This window comes from Clostridium pascui, assembly GCF_016908015.1.
Classification (GTDB): Bacteria; Bacillota; Clostridia; order Clostridiales; family Clostridiaceae; genus Clostridium_AK; species Clostridium_AK pascui.
The window spans coordinates 232,153-251,525 of sequence record NZ_JAFBDB010000001.1; the positions used below are offsets into that span (position 1 = coordinate 232,153).

The window sequence follows — 19,373 nt, forward strand, 5'->3', positions numbered from 1 at the left end:
TCAATTATATAAATATAAAAACTTTAGGAGGAAATATAAAATGAGAATGTATGATTATTTAGTTCCAAGTGTAAATTTTATGGGAGCTGGCTGCATAAGCTTAGTTGGTGAAAGATGCAAAATATTAGGCGGTAAAAAAGCTCTAATAGTTACAGATAAATTTTTAAGAAACATGGAAGGCGGAGCAGTTGAGTTAACTGCTAAGTACTTAATTGAAGCTGGAATAGAAGTTGCATATTATGATGGAGTAGAGCCAAATCCAAAGGATACAAATGTAAAAGAAGGTTTAGAAGTATTTAACAGTGAAGCTTGTGACATGATCGTTACAGTTGGAGGGGGAAGTGCTCACGACTGTGGTAAGGGTATAGGTATTGCTGCAACTCACGAAGGAGATCTTTATGACTATGCAGGAATTGAAACTTTGACAAATGCTCTTCCTCCAATAGTTGCAGTAAATACTACAGCTGGAACAGCAAGCGAAGTAACAAGACACTGCGTTATAACTAATACAAAAACAAAGGTTAAGTTTGTTATAGTAAGTTGGAGAAACCTACCTTTAGTATCCTTCAATGATCCAATGTTAATGGTTAAAAAACCAGCAGGCTTAACAGCAGCTACAGGAATGGATGCTTTAACTCACGCTGTTGAAGCATATGTTTCAAAGGATGCTAACCCTGTAACAGATGCAGCTGCAATACAAGCTATCAAATTAATAGCTCAAAACTTAAGACAAGCGGTTGCTTTAGGCGATAACTTAGTAGCTAGAGAAAACATGGCATATGCTTCATTACTAGCAGGTATGGCATTTAATAATGCTAACTTAGGATATGTACATGCTATAGCTCACCAATTAGGTGGATTATATGATATGCCACACGGAGTAGCTAATGCTATGCTTCTTCCACATGTTGAAAGATACAACTTAATTTCAAACCCACAGAAATTTGCAGATATTGCTGAATTCATGGGAGAAAACATCGCTGGATTATCAGTTATGGAAGCTGCTGAAAAAGCTATAGACGCTATGTTCAGACTTTCAAAGGATATCGGAATTCCAGCAAGCTTAAAGGAAATGGGAGTTAAGGAAGAAGACTTTGAATATATGGCTGAAATGGCATTAAAAGATGGTAATGCATTCAGTAACCCAAGAAAAGGAAATGAAAAAGACATAGTTTCAATACTTAAAGCTGCATTTTAGTTTTAGTTAAAGTACTATTGATACCCTTGATGTAAAAGTCAAGGGTATTATACAGAGTAGAGTTTGTAGAAACATTATTTTTATAAAGGGGAACAAGATATGGAAAATTTTTTAGCAGAAATGTTAGGAACAATGATTCTCATAATTTTAGGAGATGGAGTAGTTGCCAATGTAGTACTTAACAAAACAAAGGCTCAAAATTCTGGATGGATTGTTATTACAACAGGATGGGCTTTAGGAGTAGTTATACCAGTTTTTATATTTGGAACTATCAGTGGAGCTCATTTTAATCCAGCGGTAACACTTGGACTTGCTGCAATAGGAAAATTTCCTTGGGGAAGTGTACCTAGTTATTTGATTGCTCAATTTGTTGGTGGGTTTTTAGGGGCAGTAATAGTTTGGGTATTTTATAGACCTCACTTTGAAGCAACAGAAGATAAAGATGCAAAGCTTGGTGTGTTTTGTACAGGCCCAGCAATTAAAGATACAGCTTCAAATTTCATATGTGAAGTAATTGGTACTTTCATTTTAGTATTTGGGATATTAGGTATTGCCAATACACCTATGGTTGATGGATTAGCTCCTATAGTTGTAGGGGGCATAGTTTGGGCAGTTGGACTTACTTTAGGAGGAACAACTGGCTATGCAATTAATCCTGCTAGAGACTTAGGACCACGTATAGCGCATCAGATTTTACCTATATCAGACAAAAGGGATTCCGATTGGGGCTATGCATGGATTCCAGTAGCAGCTCCTATACTTGGAGGAATAATAGCAGCAGTAAGTTACAGCATAATATTCTAGAAAATACAAGACAATATCAGTGACTAGTCGAAATTCAGTTAGCTGAATTTCTTCCTTTAGCAGGTTTAAGTGATATTTTTAATGTTGAACATATAGTATGGAATCTGCATTGTAGAAAGCATTGAACAAGTTGTAAAAGCTCTTTATTTTTGACTTTAAAACACCGTATAGAGCCTTCTACTGCCTGAGCGACAGCGAGTTTAGAAGGCCTAGGCGTTTCAAAGTCAGAAATATTAGAGCTTTTTGACGAAGTGAACGGCTTTCCTAAATGCAAATTCCATACGGGATGTTCAACATTATTTTAAAATGTCCAATTTAATGTTATTGAATTTCTTGAATTGTTTTAATATAATTAAGCAGTGATTTATAATAAAATAAGTTACGCGGAGGATAAAATAGTGGATTACGGACTTAATTTGCAGAATATTATAGATATTAAAGTGTTTCAGAAGATACAGGACGATATAGCAGATGCAACTGGACTTGCAATTATTACAACGGATTATAAAGGGAAACCTGTAACTAGACACAGCAGGCGTACTGATTTTTGTAGTATTGTACGTAAAGACAGTAGGCTCGGAGAACTGTGTGAAAAGTGTGATTCAAGAGGAGGCCTTGAAGCAGTAAGGAAAGGTAAACCATATATATATAAGTGCCACATGGGATTGGTAGATTTTGCAGTACCTATTACTGTACAAGGTCAATATTTAGGAGCATTAATGGCAGGTCAGGTCTTGACCGACGAGAGTAAAGGGGCAGAGTTAGAAAGCATTATTCAATGCAATACTAATATTGAGCAAGATAAAGAACTTATGGAAGCTTATAAAGGATTACCAACTATACCATTTGATAGAATTGAGTCCATTGTTCAGATGATGTTTCATATTAGTAATTATATTGTAAATGAGAGTGCTTTAAAAATAGTGCAAACGGAGCTGAATGAAAAAAATATTAAGTACATGGAAGCAAAAAGAGAACAAATAGAGATAGAAAAGGAATTAAAATCTGCTCAGCTAAAGGCGTTACAATCTCAAGTAAATCCTCATTTTTTATTTAATGTTTTAAATAGCATTTCTGCACTAGCTTTAATTGAAGAAGCACCAAAAACTCACGACGTTATTTGTGATTTAGCAAAAATGCTTAGGTATAATTTGAAGAAAGTAAATCAAATGGTAGAATTAGAAGATGCAATTAATTATGTATCTGCTTATTTACAAATTCAGAAGGTAAGGTTTGGGCCAAGGCTAGAATTTCATATCGATATACAAGGAGAATGCAAAAAGGTCAAAGTACCTTTCATGATTATTCAACCATTTGTAGAAAACTCTATAATACATGGATTAGAGTCAAAAGAAGAAGGCGGTGTAATAAAAATAACCGTTTATGAATCTGGTAAATCTGTAGTAATATGTATTGAAGATAATGGTGTAGGAATTGAAGATGATATGATTGAATTAATAAATCAGGGAAAAGATGAAGAATATAAAAGAAATACTTCAAGTGGAATAGGAATTATTAATATAAGACAAAGGCTCACATACCACTATGGAGATAAATATTATCTCAACATAAACAGTACAATAAATAATGGCACAGAGGTTAAAATTATTTTGCCAAAATAGACATGTACAGGAGATCTATAATGTATAAAATATTATTAGTAGATGATGAGGTCTTGGAGAGAGAAGTACTAAAAATAATGCTTGGAAAATTAAAAAATCAGGTATCAATTGTAGGTGAAGCAGGAAATGGAAGAGAAGCAATAGAACTTGATATGAAATTAAATCCAGACATAATATTTATGGATGTAAAGATGCCTGGTATAGATGGAATAAAAGCCTCAGAAATTATAAAGAAGCAAAATGAAAATAAGGTAATCATTATGCTTACTGCATATGATGATTTTGACTTGATTCATAAAGCTTTAACTTTAGGGGTAAATGATTATATCTTAAAACCTGTTAAAGGTGAGAAATTATTAGAAGTTTTACGTGTTCAAATTGATAATTTAAAAATTGATAAAAATAGAATTAAAGAGAAAGAATTATTGCTAATAGATAAAATTATATGTGAAGAAGAAAATGAGGCCAAAATGCTAATAAATGACATTATTGAAAGTTATACCTTAGCAAGTAATGAAGATGCAGCGTATTTTAGACAAAAGATTGAATTGCTTGGGGAAAAGATGATTAAAGTGGCTTCTAAATTTAGATTCAGAGATAATGATTGGATAAATGAAGAGGAAACCTTATCTGAATTCAAATTCCTTAAAGACATGGAGTCTATTGGTAATTATATATATAACATTTTAACATTGATATTTTCAGAAACACCACAAAATAATATAGAAGTAAAGAAAAATGATGTTGCAAAGCCAAAATGTTTAAACAAAGCATTAGAACCAGCTTTAAAATATATTGAAGAAAATTATGGAGAACAAGTATTGCTAGAAGACGTAGCAAGTGTTTCAAATCTTAGTCCATATTATTTCAGCAAGTTATTTAAAAAAGAAATGGGAATGAACTTTACAACCTATGTAACAAAATATAAAATGAAAAAAGCCAAGTGGATGCTTAAGAATACAGATATACCTATTGTAAATATTGCATCAGAGCTTGGGTATTATGAATGTGGGTATTTCACCAAAGTTTTTAAGAAAATAGAAGGAATAACGCCTACAGAGTATAGAAGTAAGAAAGATTAGCGGCATATGGAAGAAAAATTAGTATTATTAAAGTAGTGCTACATCTTGTAATATATATCCAAGCATAGTACAATCTTGTTAATAATATCAACAAAATTGAGGTATAAGATATTAATAAAGAGGAAATTCATATTCTTGCATCAAAGAATAATCTTATAAAAAATGATGCTAGAATAATAATGGAAAAAGTTTCATCGAATCATATGAAAGATGCAATCAAGTTAGCTACAGACGTGTTTACGACCGAGCAGAATATTCCTGAAAGCTTAATACCTATAAATGAAGAGTTGAATCCAATTTGGTGGTGCGCAAGAACTGGCGAAGATATTGTTGGAGTGGCCGCAGGTTGGAGAGAAGAGAATAAATGGCATTGGGGAAGATTTGCTGTTGATAAAAAAATACGTGGTATAGGTCTTGGTAAGAAAATAGCTATGTTTTCATTAAATGAACTTTTTGATCTTGAGGTTGATAAAATCTTTATTGAAGCAAGATATATAACTTTAAAGATGTTAGAAAAATTTGGATGCGAAGTTACAGGAGAAGCAAAAGATTTTTATGGTGACTTAGTCACTCCTGTCACAATAAAAAAGTGTGATTTTATAAAGTTGTAATTTTATTTTAAGACTAATTGTAATTAAGATAACAATAGATAAAGTAAAAATATGGGAAAACCAAAAATGATAAAGAAGAAGAGTCTCTAAATAATGGGGATTCTTCTTTTATTTTGTTGACAACTAGGGGTAAATAATTTTATCATAAATATATAACATAAATTGGTATAAAAATGTTGAAGTTTGCATAGATGTAAATCTATGGGAACAAATATTTTGGCATTATTAAAATTATAAGAAGGAAGGGATGAAAGTTGGAATCAAATCTTAACAAGAAGTATGGCTTAATCACTGCTATTGCTATGGTAGTGGGTATCGTTATTGGAAGCGGGGTGTTTTTTAAGGCAGAAAAGGTCCTTACTGCAACTGGAGGAAGCTTGATGTTAGGCATTTTAGCATGGCTTATCGGTGGCGCAATCATGGTCGTATGTGCCTATACATTTTCCATTATGGCAACCCGTTATGAGTATGTTAATGGTATTGTAGACTATGCAGAGGTTTCAATGGGTAAAAAGTATGGTTATTACATCGGATGGTTTATGTCTACTATATACTACCCAACTCTTACCGCTGCACTGGCATGGGTCTCAGCTCGTTATACCTGTGTACTGCTGGATTTTTCTATCGTTGGTCCCGAGGCGCTAGCAATCACCGGTTTTTATCTTGTAACAAGTTATGCTGTCAATGCATTGTCTCCTGTGCTTGCTGGTAAGTTCCAAGTAACATCTACCACAATTAAGCTGATTCCACTATTCATCATGGCTGTTATCGGTACCATCGTAGGCCTATCCACTGGTATGACTGTTGCAAACTTTACTACCATAACTAAGCAGGTCAGCACAGGTAGCGCTTTGTTTACAGCTGTTGTAGCCACTGCTTTTGCATATGAAGGATGGATTATTGCAACCTCTATCAATGCTGAATTGAAAGATTCTAAGAAAAATCTTCCTAAAGCTCTTGTCATTGGAACACTTATTGTAGTTATTACCTATATACTTTACTATATAGGACTTTCAGGAGCAGTGAGCAACGTTGCCTTGATGGAAAGCGGTGAGAAAGGTGCAAGAATAGCTTTTGAGAAAGTTTTCTCAAAGGTCGGGGGTACTGCGATGTTCGTATTCGTTGTAATCTCTTGTTTGGGTACTTTGAATGGTCTTATGCTTGGCTGTACTCGTGGTATATATGCTCTGGCTGCTCGTGATATGGGACCTGCTCCAAACGTGTACAAGCAAGTGGATAAGGCAACAAATATGCCAACAAACTCTGCTATTCTTGGTTTGTTGTTTTGCGGGATATGGCTGCTTTACTTCTATGGATCACAGCTTACTGAGTCATGGTTTGGCTTCTTTAACTTTGACATGACAGAGCTGCCTATCGTTACAATTTATGCTGCGTATATTCCGATTTTCATTATGCTTATTAAAAATGAAAAAGATTTGGGAGTTTTTAAGCGTTTTGTTGCTCCTATTCTTGCAATTTGTGGATGTCTGTTTATGATTGTTGCGGCATGTTTTTCTCATAAAATGGCGGTTATATGGTACCTTATTACTTTTGCAGTCATTATGTTAGTAGGGGTATTTTTCGATAAGTCAAAATCTCAAAGTCCAAGTTTTGTTAGTAAGGATATCTAATTAAAAGAGTAGTTCATGGAGAGTTCCATGAACTACTTTTTTTCATTTAAAAATAAGTTATCTTCTAAAACCACTCATAAAAAGTCCTCTTTATAGCCTGATATATATTACCAACTTTATACACTTGTCGAAAAAATGCAAATAAAATATAATTGAATAGTCATAAAATGCTAATTAAGGAGGACAAAAATGAGAAAAATAATACTAAAAGTTATTTCAGCGCTAACATTATCTTTATCTATAATTTCAACATCTCAAGTTAGTGCAGCAACACTAGAGGACAGGTTAGCAGGGAACAATAGGTATGAAACAGGAGCTAAAATTGTAAGTGAAGGATGGACAATTTCTGATTATGCAGTAATAGCTAGTGGAGAAGGATTTGCAGATGCACTTTGTGCAGCACCCTTAGCCAAGAAGTATAATGCACCAATTCTACTTACTGGGAAAAATACTTTAGATTCAAATACAAAAAATCAATTAGAAAGACTTGAAGTAAAGAATGTACTCGTGGTAGGAGGCTCAGGGGTTGTATCAGATAATGTACTTTCTGAAATAGAAAAGATGGATATTGAAATTACTAGAATTGCGGGCCAAAATAGATTTGAAACATCACTACAGGTAGCTAAATATCTAGGAGAAAGCAGCGGTGTAGTTGTAACCAATGGATTTGGTTTTGCCGATGCTTTATCTATAGCTCCAGTTGCAGCGCAAAAGGGAATGCCAATAATTCTTACTGATAAGGTAGACTTACCTGAGCAGGTAAAAGGTTTTTTATCAAGCAAGTCTTATCAAAAAAGTTACGTAGTTGGAGGAAGTGGAGTTGTAAGCGATAAAATAGCTTCACAATTACATAGCGTTACAAGACTTGGAGGAAGCAGCAGATATGGAACTAATGCAGCAGTATTAAATCATTTTGCAAGTGAATTTAGTTATGATAAGGTTTACGCTGCATCAGGTCAAAATTATCCTGATGCCCTATGTGCAAGTGCACTAGCAGCTTTAAGTAATTCTCCCCTAATTTTAGTAGCAACCTCTGTTAATCCACTAGTAATGGCTTCAATAAGAGCCCAGCATTATGCATATAACAATGTAGTAATTTTAGGAGGTACCGGGGTAGTTTCTGATTCGGTAGCAAATAAGATTGTAACTGGAAAAGAGGATTTAAAAGTTAGCTTTATAGATGTAGGACAAGCTGATAGTATATTAATTCAAACGCCAAACGGGAAAAATATGCTTATTGATTCAGGAAACAATGAGGATGGAAACAAAGTAGTTTCATATTTAAAAAATATGGAAATTACTCAACTTGATATCATTGCAGGCACCCATCCTCACGAAGATCATATTGGGGGATTAGATACGATAATTAACATGTTTAAAGTAGGTAAGATCTACATGCCAAAGGTGACTTCAACTACTCAAACTTTTCAAGATGTAGTTACAGCTATAAATAGCAAAGGTATGACAATAACTACTCCCATCCCTGGGGAAATTGTAGACTTAGATTCAGATGTGAATCTAGAAATATTAGCACCTAACGAAGATAGTTATGAAGATTTAAATAACTATTCTATAGTATTTAAACTTACTTATGGGAGTAAATCTTTCTTGTTTACAGGAGATGCTGAAGATGTATCTGAGAAGGAAATGTTAAACAGAGGATATAATTTAAAAGCAGATGTACTAAAAGTTGGACATCATGGCAGCAATTCATCAACCACCACTGAGTTCTTATCAGCAGTATCACCAAAGTATGCTGTTATAAGTGTAGGGAAAGGTAATACTTATGGACATCCAACACAAACTACTTTGAATAAACTTAAAAATGTTGGTGCAGATGTCTATAGAACAGATGAATTAGGAACTATAGTAGCTACTTGTGATGGAAGTAATATAACTTTTAATACCAAGCCAGGAAGTTACAATGGTGGTAGTGAGACGGGTTCCAATAATAGTGGAGTTGTTCCTCCTGCAACAACTAATAAAAACATACAAATAGTAAGTGTAGATTTAGCTAAAGAAATAGTTACAATAAAGAATAATAGTACTCAAAATACAGATATGACAGGGTGGAAGCTTGTAAGTGTAGAAGGGAATCAAACTTATAATTTTCCAAGCGGCTATATTCTAAAGGCAGGAGCTACTATAAGAATAGCTAGTGGAAATGCTGCAGGGGATTTAAAGTGGACAGGGGCTTATATTTGGAATAACAGTGGCGACCAAGCGCGCTTATACGATAGTAAGAATACATTAATTTCTACCAAGTAAAAAAATAATCTTAGAGAATATATTCTCTAGGATTATTTTTTATATATGCTTAAAGGGCAGGTTGAGAAATATTTAATCTAAATAGAAAGAATACCTTAATTTTATATAATTTTATTAAAACTAAGCTATAATTATAGATAAAAGTAAACTAACATTATTTTTATAAATGCGGAGGAACAATTATGGCAATACAAAAGGTAAAAGAATATTTTAAGACATGGGGTATACAAGATAAAATACTTGAATTAGATGCCTCCAGTGCAACGGTTGAGTTAGCTGCGCAAGCAGTAGGATGTGAACCTGAAAGGATAGCAAAGACATTGTCCTTTATGGTAGATAAGAAAGCTATTTTAATTGTAGCAGCAGGAGACACTAAAATAGATAACCAAAAATATAAGACACAATTTTCAACAAAAGCAAAGATGCTTACACCAGATGAAGCAATTGATTTGATAGGCCACGCTGTTGGAGGGGTATGCCCATTTGGTATCAATGATGGTGTCACTGTTTATCTTGATGAGTCTCTAAAACGATTTACAACAGTATTCCCAGCTTGTGGAAGTAGTAATAGTGCAATTCAGTTAACAATTGAGGAACTCCAAAAGTATTCAAACTATTCTTCATGGATTGATGTTTGTAAAGGATGGCAATAGTACTTGAAAAAATAAGCAGCTTATTCAGTTTCAGTTTTGAGAAAAGCATTGAAAATGGGGGGGTAAATATGAGTAATATTACAATAAGTGAAAGGAAACCTTTAGTTGAAGAATATATTAAGCTAAGAAGATCTATTGGTTGGAAAGTACTGCAGCATGATAAAATAGAAGAAGGGTTAAATAACTCCACTTACTGTATTTGCATAGAAGACCAAGGCAGTATAATAGGGTTTGGCAGAATTGTTGGAGATGGTGCAACAGTTTTTTACATACAAGACATAATAGTTTTGCCTTCATATCAAAATCAGAAGATTGGTACGCTAATTATGAAAAAAATAATGGATTACATTGATGAGAATTGTGTAGAAGGTGCTATTATTGGGCTGATTGCGATAAGTGAGCTTGATAGGTTTTATAAAAGGTTTGGATTTACATATAACCAAAATAACCGTTTTTATAGATCTTGAAAAGTTATTACAATATTTGGTGTTCATATAAATTAAAAAAATGAAAAAGTATGTTTGTAAAATGATTAGCATACTTTTTCTCTTATAATTTTTATTGATTAAATTATCTACTTTGTTGGAAATTGGTCATAGACAAACAATGCTATAATTGTAATAGTAAAATTAATAAAAATTCTTAAACAATTCGTAAACTATAATAGCCACGCATTTTTTAATATACTTATACCTTCTTCAATCTGCATTTCCTTTAATCCACCAAAGCCTAACATTACACAAGGCAATCTGTTATTTTCATATTTGTCATAATATATTGACGATGGGTAAACTTTTACTTTCATATTTAAAGCAGTTTTAATTAAAGCTTCTTCTGACATGCCGTTTTTAACCTTTAATAAGATATGTAATCCGGAGTTTTCACCTATAACTTCCACTTTCTTGCCCATATATTTATTAATTGCAGATAGCAATATTTTGTGTTTCTTTCGATATACTGTTCTCATTTTGTTCAAATGCCTTCCCCAATGTCCTTCATTCATGAATTTATAAAGTGTATTTTGATGAAGCTTAGATACAGTTTGTTTATACACTTTTAAATGTTCTTCATATTTATTCATTAATTTTAATGGTAAAACTAAGTAACTTATTCTAGTTGAAGGTATTAAAGATTTTGAAAATGTACCCATATAAATCACATTGTCAATGGCATCTAATCCTTGTAGAGAAGGTATAGGTTTTCCCTTGTATCTAAATTCACTATCATAATCATCTTCAATTATAAATCCATCTCGTTCTGTACACCATTTTAATAGTTCCATCCTTCGTGAAATTGGCATAACCATCCCATATGGAAACTGGTGAGAAGGTGTAACATAGACAACTTTAGCAGAACTTTTCTTTAACTCTTCTATACAAATACCATTCTCATCTACTGAGATTGAGTGTATATCAATACCTTGGTCTTTAAAAACTTGCCTCGCTCTATGAAAACCAGGATTTTCAATGGCGTAACTATATTTTCTTCCTATCAGCGTACATAACAATATAAGAAGAAATTGAGTACCTGCTCCAATGACAACCTGATCTGATGAACATTTAACTCCTCTTGATTGAAAAAGGTACTTTGATATTTCTTCACGCAAATATTTCTCGCCTTGTGGTTCACCTAACAATAAAATATTGCTGTTTTCTAAAAATAATGATTGAGTTGTCAGCTTTCGCCAAGCAGAGTAGGGAAAATAGTCTAAATCAACTTTACCATAGTTAAAATCGATTATGTACTCTAATACTTTTTTTTCATCTTTGTGTTTGGGCAACTTAGTTTCAATTGTCGAGTGATGAAACAAATCATCTTCAATACTTGTTACAAATATACCTTTACGTGGACTACTTTCTGCGTATCCCTCTGAACATAATTGTTCATAGGCGGTTTGAACAGTATTTTGGCTTATCCCTAAATGATTTGCCAATTTTCTTTTTGATGGTAGCTTTATACCTGGTTTAATTGTCTCATTTTCTATCTCTTTTCTTATATATTCATAAAGTTGAACATATAGTGGAGTATCTTTTGTATTATCTAAAGTAGGCATAAGTTCAAGCATTTTTAGAGCCCTCCTATAACTGATACTATTAAAAATATAAAATCTGATACTTTCAATAATATCAGATTGAAATTATAATTTAAATAATACATCTTAAATAAACAAGGATATAAAATTAGTACAAACTTGTAAACTAAATTAATCAATATAGGGAGGGGTAAGTATGAATACTAAATATGTAGTTATCATTCAGTGCGATATTGCACATAGGCGGTGCAGTGGATTTGCATGTACAAATGCTTTTTACAATAAGGATAAAGTTTTTAAGGATTACCAGGATACTACAAGGTATATTTCATTTACTTGTGGTGGATGTTGTGGGAAGGGAGTTGCCGCCAAATTAGAACATTTATCGAATAAGTTATATAAGAAAAATAATATTAGTAAACATGAGGTTATAGTTCACTTATCATCTTGCATGGTAACTGACAATCATCATTACGACAGATGTCCACATGTAGACTATATCAAAAATATAGTTATAAAGAAAGGGTATAAAAATATAGTGGAGGGCTCTTATATAAGTGGTAATGCAAAAAGAAAAAGGGAAGAAGGCATATATAACTGCTATGAAGAAGAACAGTAATTTGAAGTAAGGTTTTTATATTTTTAAGGAGGGTAATACGAATAGAGGAAAATCTGGAGGTGCTGAATTTTGAAGAGGCCTAAAATAAAGATTACTTTGATTGAGCAAAAGGGAAAAATGAGATGTCATAGAGGACACAAAATTGGAGAACATTTTGATTTTGACAATGACAGAGGAAAGCTATGTCCAATGGCTATGCATGCAGGGTTCCCATATATTGATATTTTACGATATGGAGGACAGATTCCTGGGCAAGCTAAAGGAACGGCAGTATTCTGCTGTCCTGATGTAGGTACAATCAATGTCTTTAAAATTGAAATAGATAAGGAAGAAACGATGTGAAAGTATTATACCTATGCGATTGTAACACCTTATTTTAATAGTATTATTAGCTGAATTTATAGTGAAATTATGTTATAAATCTAGCTATTATGGAGGTATTATAAATGAATAAAGAACCTGTAATCAGCAAGATGAAGTCAGCGTTTGAAATAACTATTCCATCTGAAATAGACCATGCACTTAATGTTTTAAAAAATGCTGAAATTATAATGGATGGGGAAGGAATTAAAGGAAGAGAAAGATATCTTATATCAGTAACTGCTATACTTCATGATATAGGAATGATTAATGCAAAAGAAAAATATGGTTCAACTTCTGGACCTTATCAAGAAAAAGAAGGACCTGCAGCTGCAAAAGAATTGCTTGAAGGTGAAGGGTTAAGTGATGATGAGATGGAAAGAATCTGTTACATAATAGGTAATCATCATACGCCTAGCAAAGTTGATGGAATGGATTTTCAAATTCAATGGGAGGCAGATTTATTGGAAGCACTTAAAAAATTTGATAAAGGAACTAGTCAAGATATGCTGAAAGGAATTATTAACAAAAACTTTAAAACTAAATCTGGACTTGAATTGGCGGAAAAAATACTTATCATGAATTAGTATTAAGCTAATAATGTTAATCATATTATATTAGTGTGAATAAATCATGTAGAGGTTTAATATGTTATCCAATAGTGAATTTGTAAGACAATCCTTGGAGCTAAACTTGTTTTTCATGAGAATTGCAAAAGAACACTCTATTTTTTTAGAGGCTGGATTTGCCACAAGAGATCACCCATTCATTGAACAAGCGGAAATACTAAAGAATATATTCAGTAAATTGTTAGCGGAAACTATTTGTATGTCTGATGGTATAATTAGTCAGGAAACAGTAAATTCAGGAGAACTTATAACTGATTTGACTCTATTATCAGAAAGAGAGACTCAATTTTACACTAATATTTATATTGATCCTAACATAACTATAATGGAAGCAGCATTAGCCAGCAGTAGTCCAAAGCAAATTACTATGAATACTGTAAGAATGGTGGAAGATTTAAATAATAGAGCAATTAAAGCTGCAGAGCAAATTGCAATGTTTAAGAGCAGAGTCTTAAGGGATGTTTTATCCTGCAGGATGTTTACCACGAATTATCCGCTGCTTATAGATCATATTCTTAGAGAAGCAAAATTTTATTTAAGATTACTTAGAATATTGCAAAGTCGAAAAGAGATAGATTTAGCTAGAGAAGCTGCCTTCCAGGAAACCTTTTGGAATAGGATAATGGCTGAGCACTCAAAATTTATTCGAGGACTCTTAGACCCGACTGAAGAAAAATTATTTGACACTGCAAATGATTTTGGAAGAAAATTTGATGAACTTACAGCGGAGGCTAAAAACTTAGCTAATAATTTAGGCCTTTTGCCATCAGTAACTGAAAAGAGCCTTAAAAATACAATTGATATTCGAGATTTTAAAAAACAGGGTACGGAAGGGCTTACACAATGTAAAATTAAATCGATTGCTTTTCCTTTGCTCGGGGACCACGTGGTTAGGGAGGCAAATCATTATATTAGAATGCTAAAGAACTTTAAACAGGAGGCATAGAGTAGAAAGATAGAATTGAGCCTATAAGAAGTGATTTTAAATATAGAAAATCAGTAATGTTTATTAATAAAGCCTCAGAGTATATATGTGTATATTTTAATAAAAAGACTTGTGATAATTTAAATCACAGGTCTTTTTAGGTGGGAAATTATAAAAATTTTAATTACATATGTAACATCATTGATATACATTTTGCTAAATTTTGTCCTAAAGAATCACATGCTTGGATACATTGAGCTAAAGCTAAACCAACCATAGAGCACCTCCTTAAATTAATAGCTACAAAATAACAAAACAATATGTAGATATTATGAAGAATTTGCAGCTGATGATCGTCCATGAAAAATAAATTATAAGTGGGAATAAAATTGATTATATAACATTATTTAATATTATCCATTGTAAAAAACCACTAGATTTACTTCAAAGTGCTTATAATATTTTAAATAAGGGTGGGAAAATAGGAGTTATACATTGGATACATAAAGAAACTCTCAGAGGACCATCAATAGGATTAAAGTGAATTCTGAGAAATGTGTATTATGCATCAAATGCAAAACAGTCTGTCCTATGAATGTAGATATTACGGATAATAAACGTAACCGTGAGAATGGTACAGAATGTATACTCTGTGCTGAATGTATAAAAATTTGTCCTCGAAGCGCAATTAAACTATAAACTTGATATCAAGTTTATAGTTTATACTAAAAAGGATTGAAACCTGAAGTTCATAGGGTTCAATCCTTTTATTACTTGTACTATCTAATTTGCCCGCTGCCGGATATTATATATTTTATAGTAGTAAGTTGGGGAAGTCCCATAGGTCCTCTAGCATGAAGTTTTTGGGTGCTTATTCCGATTTCAGCACCAAAACCAAATTCAAAGCCGTCTGTAAATCTAGTAGAAGCATTTACATAAACTGCTGCAGAATCTATAGTCTCTAAGAAGATTTGGGAGTTTTTATAATCATTTGTAACTATGCATTCGGAATGTTTAGTTCCATGGTTATAAATATGTTCCATTGCTTCTTCTAAGCAGTCTACAACTTTAACTGCTAAAATCAAATCAAGATATTCTCTATCCCAATCTTCAGAAGTTGCAGGCTTTACATTTGCGTTTATATTGTTAGCATCTATTATTTCCTTAGCTTTTTCACAAACTCTTAATTCTACACCTAACTTATTTAAAGTACTTGTGATTTTAGGAACAAATTCTTCCGCAGCATCTTTATGAATCAAAATTGTTTCTATTGCATTACATACTGCAGGTCTTTGAGTTTTGCCATTAACTATGATATTTTCAGCCATAGTAAGGTCTGCAGAGCTATCTACAAACACATGGCAATTACCAACTCCTGTTTCTATAACAGGTACTGTAGCATTTTTAACTACAGTTTGTATAAGTCCAGCCCCGCCGCGAGGAATTAAAACATCTATATACTGATTTAATTTAAGCATTATATTTACAATTTCTCTATCCGTAACTTCTACAAGTTGTATAAAATCTGGAGAAAGATTACAGGATATAAGAGAATTTCTAAGTATTTTAGCTATAGCCATATTGGTATTTATAGCTTCAGATCCACCTCTAAGTATTACTGCATTTCCAGACTTTAAGCAAAGAGCTGCAGCATCTACAGTTACGTTTGGACGAGCCTCGTATATTATACCTATAACTCCTAAAGGTACTCTCTTTTGTCCTATAGTTATACCATTAGGTCTTTTCCAGGCAGTTATAATTTCTCCAATAGGATCTGGAAGCTCAGATACTTGTCTTAAACCTTCAGCCATGGCATCTATTCTTTGTTCATTTATAAGAAGTCGATCTAAAAGGGATTTATTTAATCCTTTTTCTTCTCCAAGTCTCAAATCAATTTTATTTGCTTCAATAATTTCTAAAGCATTGTTCTTCAAAGCTTCAGCCATAGATAATAAGGCGTTGTTTTTAGAATTTGTATCTAAGGATGAAAGCTTTCTAGAAGCTTCTTTAGCCTTTGCGCCAATGCCTAATATATATTCTTGTAAGTTTTCCATGTGTATTCCTCCTTATTTTACGTCAGATTTAAACCAAGTTCCTACTGCATCTCCTGAAATAACTTTACTTAGTACTTCTGCATTATCTCCATTTACAATTACCATGGATATTCCAGAAGCTGTAGCAATTTTTGCAGCATTAATTTTTGTAGCCATGCCGCCTGTACCAAGATTGCTTCCAGCACCACCTGCGCATGCTTCTATTTCTTCAGTGATTTTTTCAACTGTATTTATAAGCTTTGCGTCTTTATTTTTTCTAGGATCTGAATCATATAGACCATCTATATCAGACATAAGTATAAGTAAATCTCCTTCAATAAGTTCAGATACTAATGCAGATAGGGTATCATTATCTCCAACTTTTATTTCATCTACCACAACGGCATCATTTTCATTTATTATAGGAATTACATTTTGATTCAAAAGAGCAGAAAAAGTATTATGAGCATTTTCTCTACGTACTTCATTTGTCATGTCTTCTTTAGTAAGAAGAACTTGAGCAACAGTTTTGCCGTATTCAGAAAATATCTTTTCATACATATGCATAAGTAAGCCTTGCCCCACAGCAGCTGCAGCTTGTTTTTCAGGAATACTTTTAGGTCTTTCCTTAAGGCCTAATTTCCCCATACCTGCTCCAATTGCCCCAGAACTTACAAGAACAACACTGTATCCTTGATTGTGTATATCTGCAAGTTGTCTTACCAAATGTTCTATATGAGAAAGATTTAAAAGTCCATTATTATAAGTTAAAGTGGAAGAACCAACTTTAACAATTATCTTTTTTATAGTTTTTAAATAATCTTTACGTAAGTTAGTCATCAAAACACCCCCTATAAACATTTTTAATATAATCTTTATTAATGATTATCTCATAATTTTATAAAAAATTAAATGAAGTTTTTAAGAAATATAATAAATTTAAAAACAAACTGCATAAATATCCTGACGTTATTTGGTAAGTGAAAAAATTTGATGTATAATATATTAAAGAAATACCGAACATTTTTTAAATAATGCTTGTATATTAATAAAAGGAAACTCACTCATCAACTTGAGGAGTAAAGACTTTTTAAAATAAGGATGGGAGAAATGCAAAATCAAATTGTAGATCAGGTTATAATATTATGTTTTATAATGCTTATAGGTCTATATAGTAGAAGAAAAAATTTTATAAAGGAAGAAACGCTGAAAAATCTTACAGATTTACTTGTAAATGTAACCCTACCGTGTTTGATTTTAGCTTCATTTAATACTGAGTATTCAAAGGAAGTAACCGAAAAGATTAGGGCAATATTAATATACTCCTTATCAATACACGTTTTCTTAGCTGCTATAAGCGGAATGTTTTACTTTAAGTTTAAGGAAAATATAAAGCAAGTTTTAAAGTTTGTAACCATATTTTCTAATTTTGGATTTATGGGATATCCTATAATGGAAGGTATGTATGGTAAAATAGGAGTTTTCTATGCATCTATTTTTGGAGTCCCATTTAATGTTATATTACTTACCTATGGAGCACTTCTATTTTCTAAAGAAGAAAAGGACAACTTTAATTTTAAAAATATATTGCTTCAGCCAGGAATTTTATTTGTGATTATAGGACTAATAGTGTTTTTTGGAAAGATTAAACTTCCATATACTATAATGGGGACTTTAAACTACGTAGGTGGGATGACAACACCTTTATCAATGATTATAATAGGTGCTAACTTTGCAAATGTTAGTATAAAGGAAATAGTAAAGGATTTAAGAATATATTATGTGTCCTTTATAAAATTAGTTATAGTTCCTTTTATGGTTTATGGGGTATTAAAAATTTTAAAAGCAGATGATTATTTGATAAAAATGTGTGTAATACTAGAAGCAATGCCTGCTGCTGCAATGACTACTGTATTTGCAGAAAAGTATAATAACAACAAGGTATTTTCAGCAAAATGTGTGGTGGTAACTACAATTTTATCCATATTTACCATTCCTATAGTGATTAATGCATTATTTTAAAGACAATGGAGGCTGTTTCAAAATGCATGCATAGAATACTACGGCCTCTTATTATAAACAAATTATATTACAATTAGGATTATTTTGGAGGTGATTTTATGTTTGATAGTCATGTACATACGAATTTTTCTACAGATTGCATAATGCCCTTAGAGGATGCAATAATATCTGCAAATAAAAAAGATATGGGTATAGTAATTACAGATCATTTTGATTTAAAGTATATGGTCAAGGATAAGTTTATGTTTAATATAGATGAATACTTTCAGGAATACACAACATATAAAAATGAAAAAGTCTTACTTGGCATAGAAATGGGTATGAGGAAGGATGTTTTAGATGAAAATAGAGCTATAGCTTTAAAATATAATTTGGACTTTATACTGGGATCTGTACATGTGGTAAATTATGACGGAAAGTATTATGATATATATACAGAAGAGTTTTATGAAGGTAGGGATAAAAAGGAATGTTACATAAATTATCTAGAAGACATATTAAAATGTGTAAAAGAATATGATTTTATAGATTCTTTAGGACATATAGATTACATAGCTAGATATGCCCCCTTTGAAGATAGGGAAATATACTATGATGATTATAGAGAGCACATAGATGAAATATTAAGTATTATGGCTAAAAGTGAAAGGGCTATAGAAATAAATACTAGAAGATTTAGGGAAAAGGAAGCAATAAGAAATTTAGAAAAAATATATAAAAGGTTCAAGGAGTTAGGTGGCAAAATTGTAACTATGGGCTCTGATTCTCACACTACTGAAAGTATCGGAAAAAATTTTGATTTAGCCATTGAACTTGCAGACTTAAGTGGCTTAAAGCCAGTTTATTTTAAAAATAGAAAGCCTGAATATTTATAATGTAGGAGG

18 protein-coding genes and 1 pseudogene are annotated in these 19,373 nt (G+C 32.3%); 16 read left to right on the forward strand and 3 right to left on the reverse strand.

The window, feature by feature from the left end; all coding sequences use genetic code 11:
• The first annotated feature begins 40 nt into the window (after positions 1 to 40).
• The 9 genes and pseudogenes from dhaT (at position 41) to JOC70_RS01315 (ending at position 10,336) form a co-directional block, all read left to right on the forward strand.
• Positions 41 to 1,198 carry an iron-containing alcohol dehydrogenase gene (gene dhaT / locus JOC70_RS01270; protein ID WP_204597112.1) on the forward strand — a complete coding sequence of 386 codons (1,158 nt, stop codon included), beginning with the start codon at positions 41 to 43 and terminating at the stop codon, positions 1,196 to 1,198.
• A gap of 99 nt (positions 1,199 to 1,297) precedes the next feature.
• Complete coding sequence (locus JOC70_RS01275) at positions 1,298 to 2,002, forward strand: MIP/aquaporin family protein (RefSeq protein ID WP_204597113.1); 705 nt, start codon at positions 1,298 to 1,300, stop codon at positions 2,000 to 2,002.
• A 398-nt stretch (positions 2,003 to 2,400) separates the two neighbouring features.
• On the forward strand, positions 2,401 to 3,624 hold the full coding sequence (locus JOC70_RS01280; protein WP_204597114.1) for a PocR ligand-binding domain-containing protein: 1,224 nt from the start codon (positions 2,401 to 2,403) through the stop codon (positions 3,622 to 3,624).
• A 20-nt stretch (positions 3,625 to 3,644) separates the two neighbouring features.
• Entirely contained in the window at positions 3,645 to 4,706 is a 1,062-nt protein-coding gene (locus JOC70_RS19125; protein ID WP_243429014.1) for a response regulator transcription factor, read from the forward strand.
• Between the two features lie 119 nt (positions 4,707 to 4,825).
• Positions 4,826 to 5,317, forward strand: a pseudogene (locus JOC70_RS01295) (GNAT family N-acetyltransferase); the annotation flags it as partial.
• A 254-nt stretch (positions 5,318 to 5,571) separates the two neighbouring features.
• Entirely contained in the window at positions 5,572 to 6,948 is a 1,377-nt protein-coding gene (locus JOC70_RS01300) for an APC family permease (RefSeq protein WP_204597116.1), read from the forward strand.
• 189 nt (positions 6,949 to 7,137) lie between these two features.
• Entirely contained in the window at positions 7,138 to 9,216 is a 2,079-nt protein-coding gene (locus JOC70_RS01305) for a cell wall-binding repeat-containing protein (protein WP_204597117.1), read from the forward strand.
• Positions 9,217 to 9,398: 182 nt separating this feature from the next.
• Positions 9,399 to 9,869 carry a YbaK/EbsC family protein gene (locus JOC70_RS01310; RefSeq protein ID WP_204597118.1) on the forward strand — a complete coding sequence of 157 codons (471 nt, stop codon included), beginning with the start codon at positions 9,399 to 9,401 and terminating at the stop codon, positions 9,867 to 9,869.
• 68 nt (positions 9,870 to 9,937) lie between these two features.
• Positions 9,938 to 10,336, forward strand: a complete 399-nt coding sequence (locus tag JOC70_RS01315; protein WP_204597119.1) for a GNAT family N-acetyltransferase — start codon at positions 9,938 to 9,940, stop codon at positions 10,334 to 10,336.
• A 191-nt stretch (positions 10,337 to 10,527) separates the two neighbouring features.
• On the opposite strand, the gene pdxR is transcribed toward JOC70_RS01315, so the two are convergent.
• The gene (gene pdxR / locus JOC70_RS01320) at positions 10,528 to 11,934 is read right to left on the reverse strand and encodes a MocR-like pyridoxine biosynthesis transcription factor PdxR (RefSeq protein ID WP_204597120.1); all 1,407 of its coding nucleotides are present in this window, start codon (positions 11,932 to 11,934) and stop codon (positions 10,528 to 10,530) included.
• A 163-nt stretch (positions 11,935 to 12,097) separates the two neighbouring features.
• Between pdxR and JOC70_RS01325 the strand changes: the two genes are divergently transcribed.
• From JOC70_RS01325 to JOC70_RS19130, 5 genes are all read left to right on the forward strand, one after another.
• On the forward strand, positions 12,098 to 12,520 hold the full coding sequence (locus JOC70_RS01325) for a CGGC domain-containing protein (protein ID WP_204597121.1): 423 nt from the start codon (positions 12,098 to 12,100) through the stop codon (positions 12,518 to 12,520).
• A 69-nt stretch (positions 12,521 to 12,589) separates the two neighbouring features.
• Positions 12,590 to 12,862, forward strand: a complete 273-nt coding sequence (locus JOC70_RS01330) for a TIGR04076 family protein (RefSeq protein ID WP_204597122.1) — start codon at positions 12,590 to 12,592, stop codon at positions 12,860 to 12,862.
• Between the two features lie 104 nt (positions 12,863 to 12,966).
• On the forward strand, positions 12,967 to 13,467 hold the full coding sequence (locus tag JOC70_RS01335; RefSeq protein WP_204597123.1) for an HD domain-containing protein: 501 nt from the start codon (positions 12,967 to 12,969) through the stop codon (positions 13,465 to 13,467).
• 61 nt (positions 13,468 to 13,528) lie between these two features.
• On the forward strand, positions 13,529 to 14,455 hold the full coding sequence (locus JOC70_RS01340; protein ID WP_204597124.1) for a DUF2935 domain-containing protein: 927 nt from the start codon (positions 13,529 to 13,531) through the stop codon (positions 14,453 to 14,455).
• Between the two features lie 519 nt (positions 14,456 to 14,974).
• On the forward strand, positions 14,975 to 15,133 hold the full coding sequence (locus JOC70_RS19130) for a 4Fe-4S dicluster domain-containing protein (RefSeq protein ID WP_341534841.1): 159 nt from the start codon (positions 14,975 to 14,977) through the stop codon (positions 15,131 to 15,133).
• Positions 15,134 to 15,213: 80 nt separating this feature from the next.
• Here JOC70_RS19130 and JOC70_RS01350 read toward each other — a convergent pair whose 3' ends face one another.
• Both JOC70_RS01350 and proB read right to left on the reverse strand, forming a co-directional pair.
• A complete protein-coding gene (locus JOC70_RS01350; RefSeq protein WP_204597125.1) occupies positions 15,214 to 16,488 on the reverse strand; it encodes a glutamate-5-semialdehyde dehydrogenase in 1,275 nt (424 codons plus the stop codon).
• A gap of 12 nt (positions 16,489 to 16,500) precedes the next feature.
• The gene (gene proB / locus JOC70_RS01355; RefSeq protein WP_204597126.1) at positions 16,501 to 17,307 is read right to left on the reverse strand and encodes a glutamate 5-kinase; all 807 of its coding nucleotides are present in this window, start codon (positions 17,305 to 17,307) and stop codon (positions 16,501 to 16,503) included.
• Between the two features lie 270 nt (positions 17,308 to 17,577).
• Between proB and JOC70_RS01360 the strand changes: the two genes are divergently transcribed.
• Both JOC70_RS01360 and JOC70_RS01365 read left to right on the forward strand, forming a co-directional pair.
• Entirely contained in the window at positions 17,578 to 18,489 is a 912-nt protein-coding gene (locus JOC70_RS01360; RefSeq protein ID WP_204597127.1) for an AEC family transporter, read from the forward strand.
• 98 nt (positions 18,490 to 18,587) lie between these two features.
• Positions 18,588 to 19,364, forward strand: coding sequence for a histidinol phosphate phosphatase (locus JOC70_RS01365; protein WP_204597128.1), 777 nt, complete (start codon positions 18,588 to 18,590; stop codon positions 19,362 to 19,364).
• Positions 19,365 to 19,373: the final 9 nt, after the last annotated feature.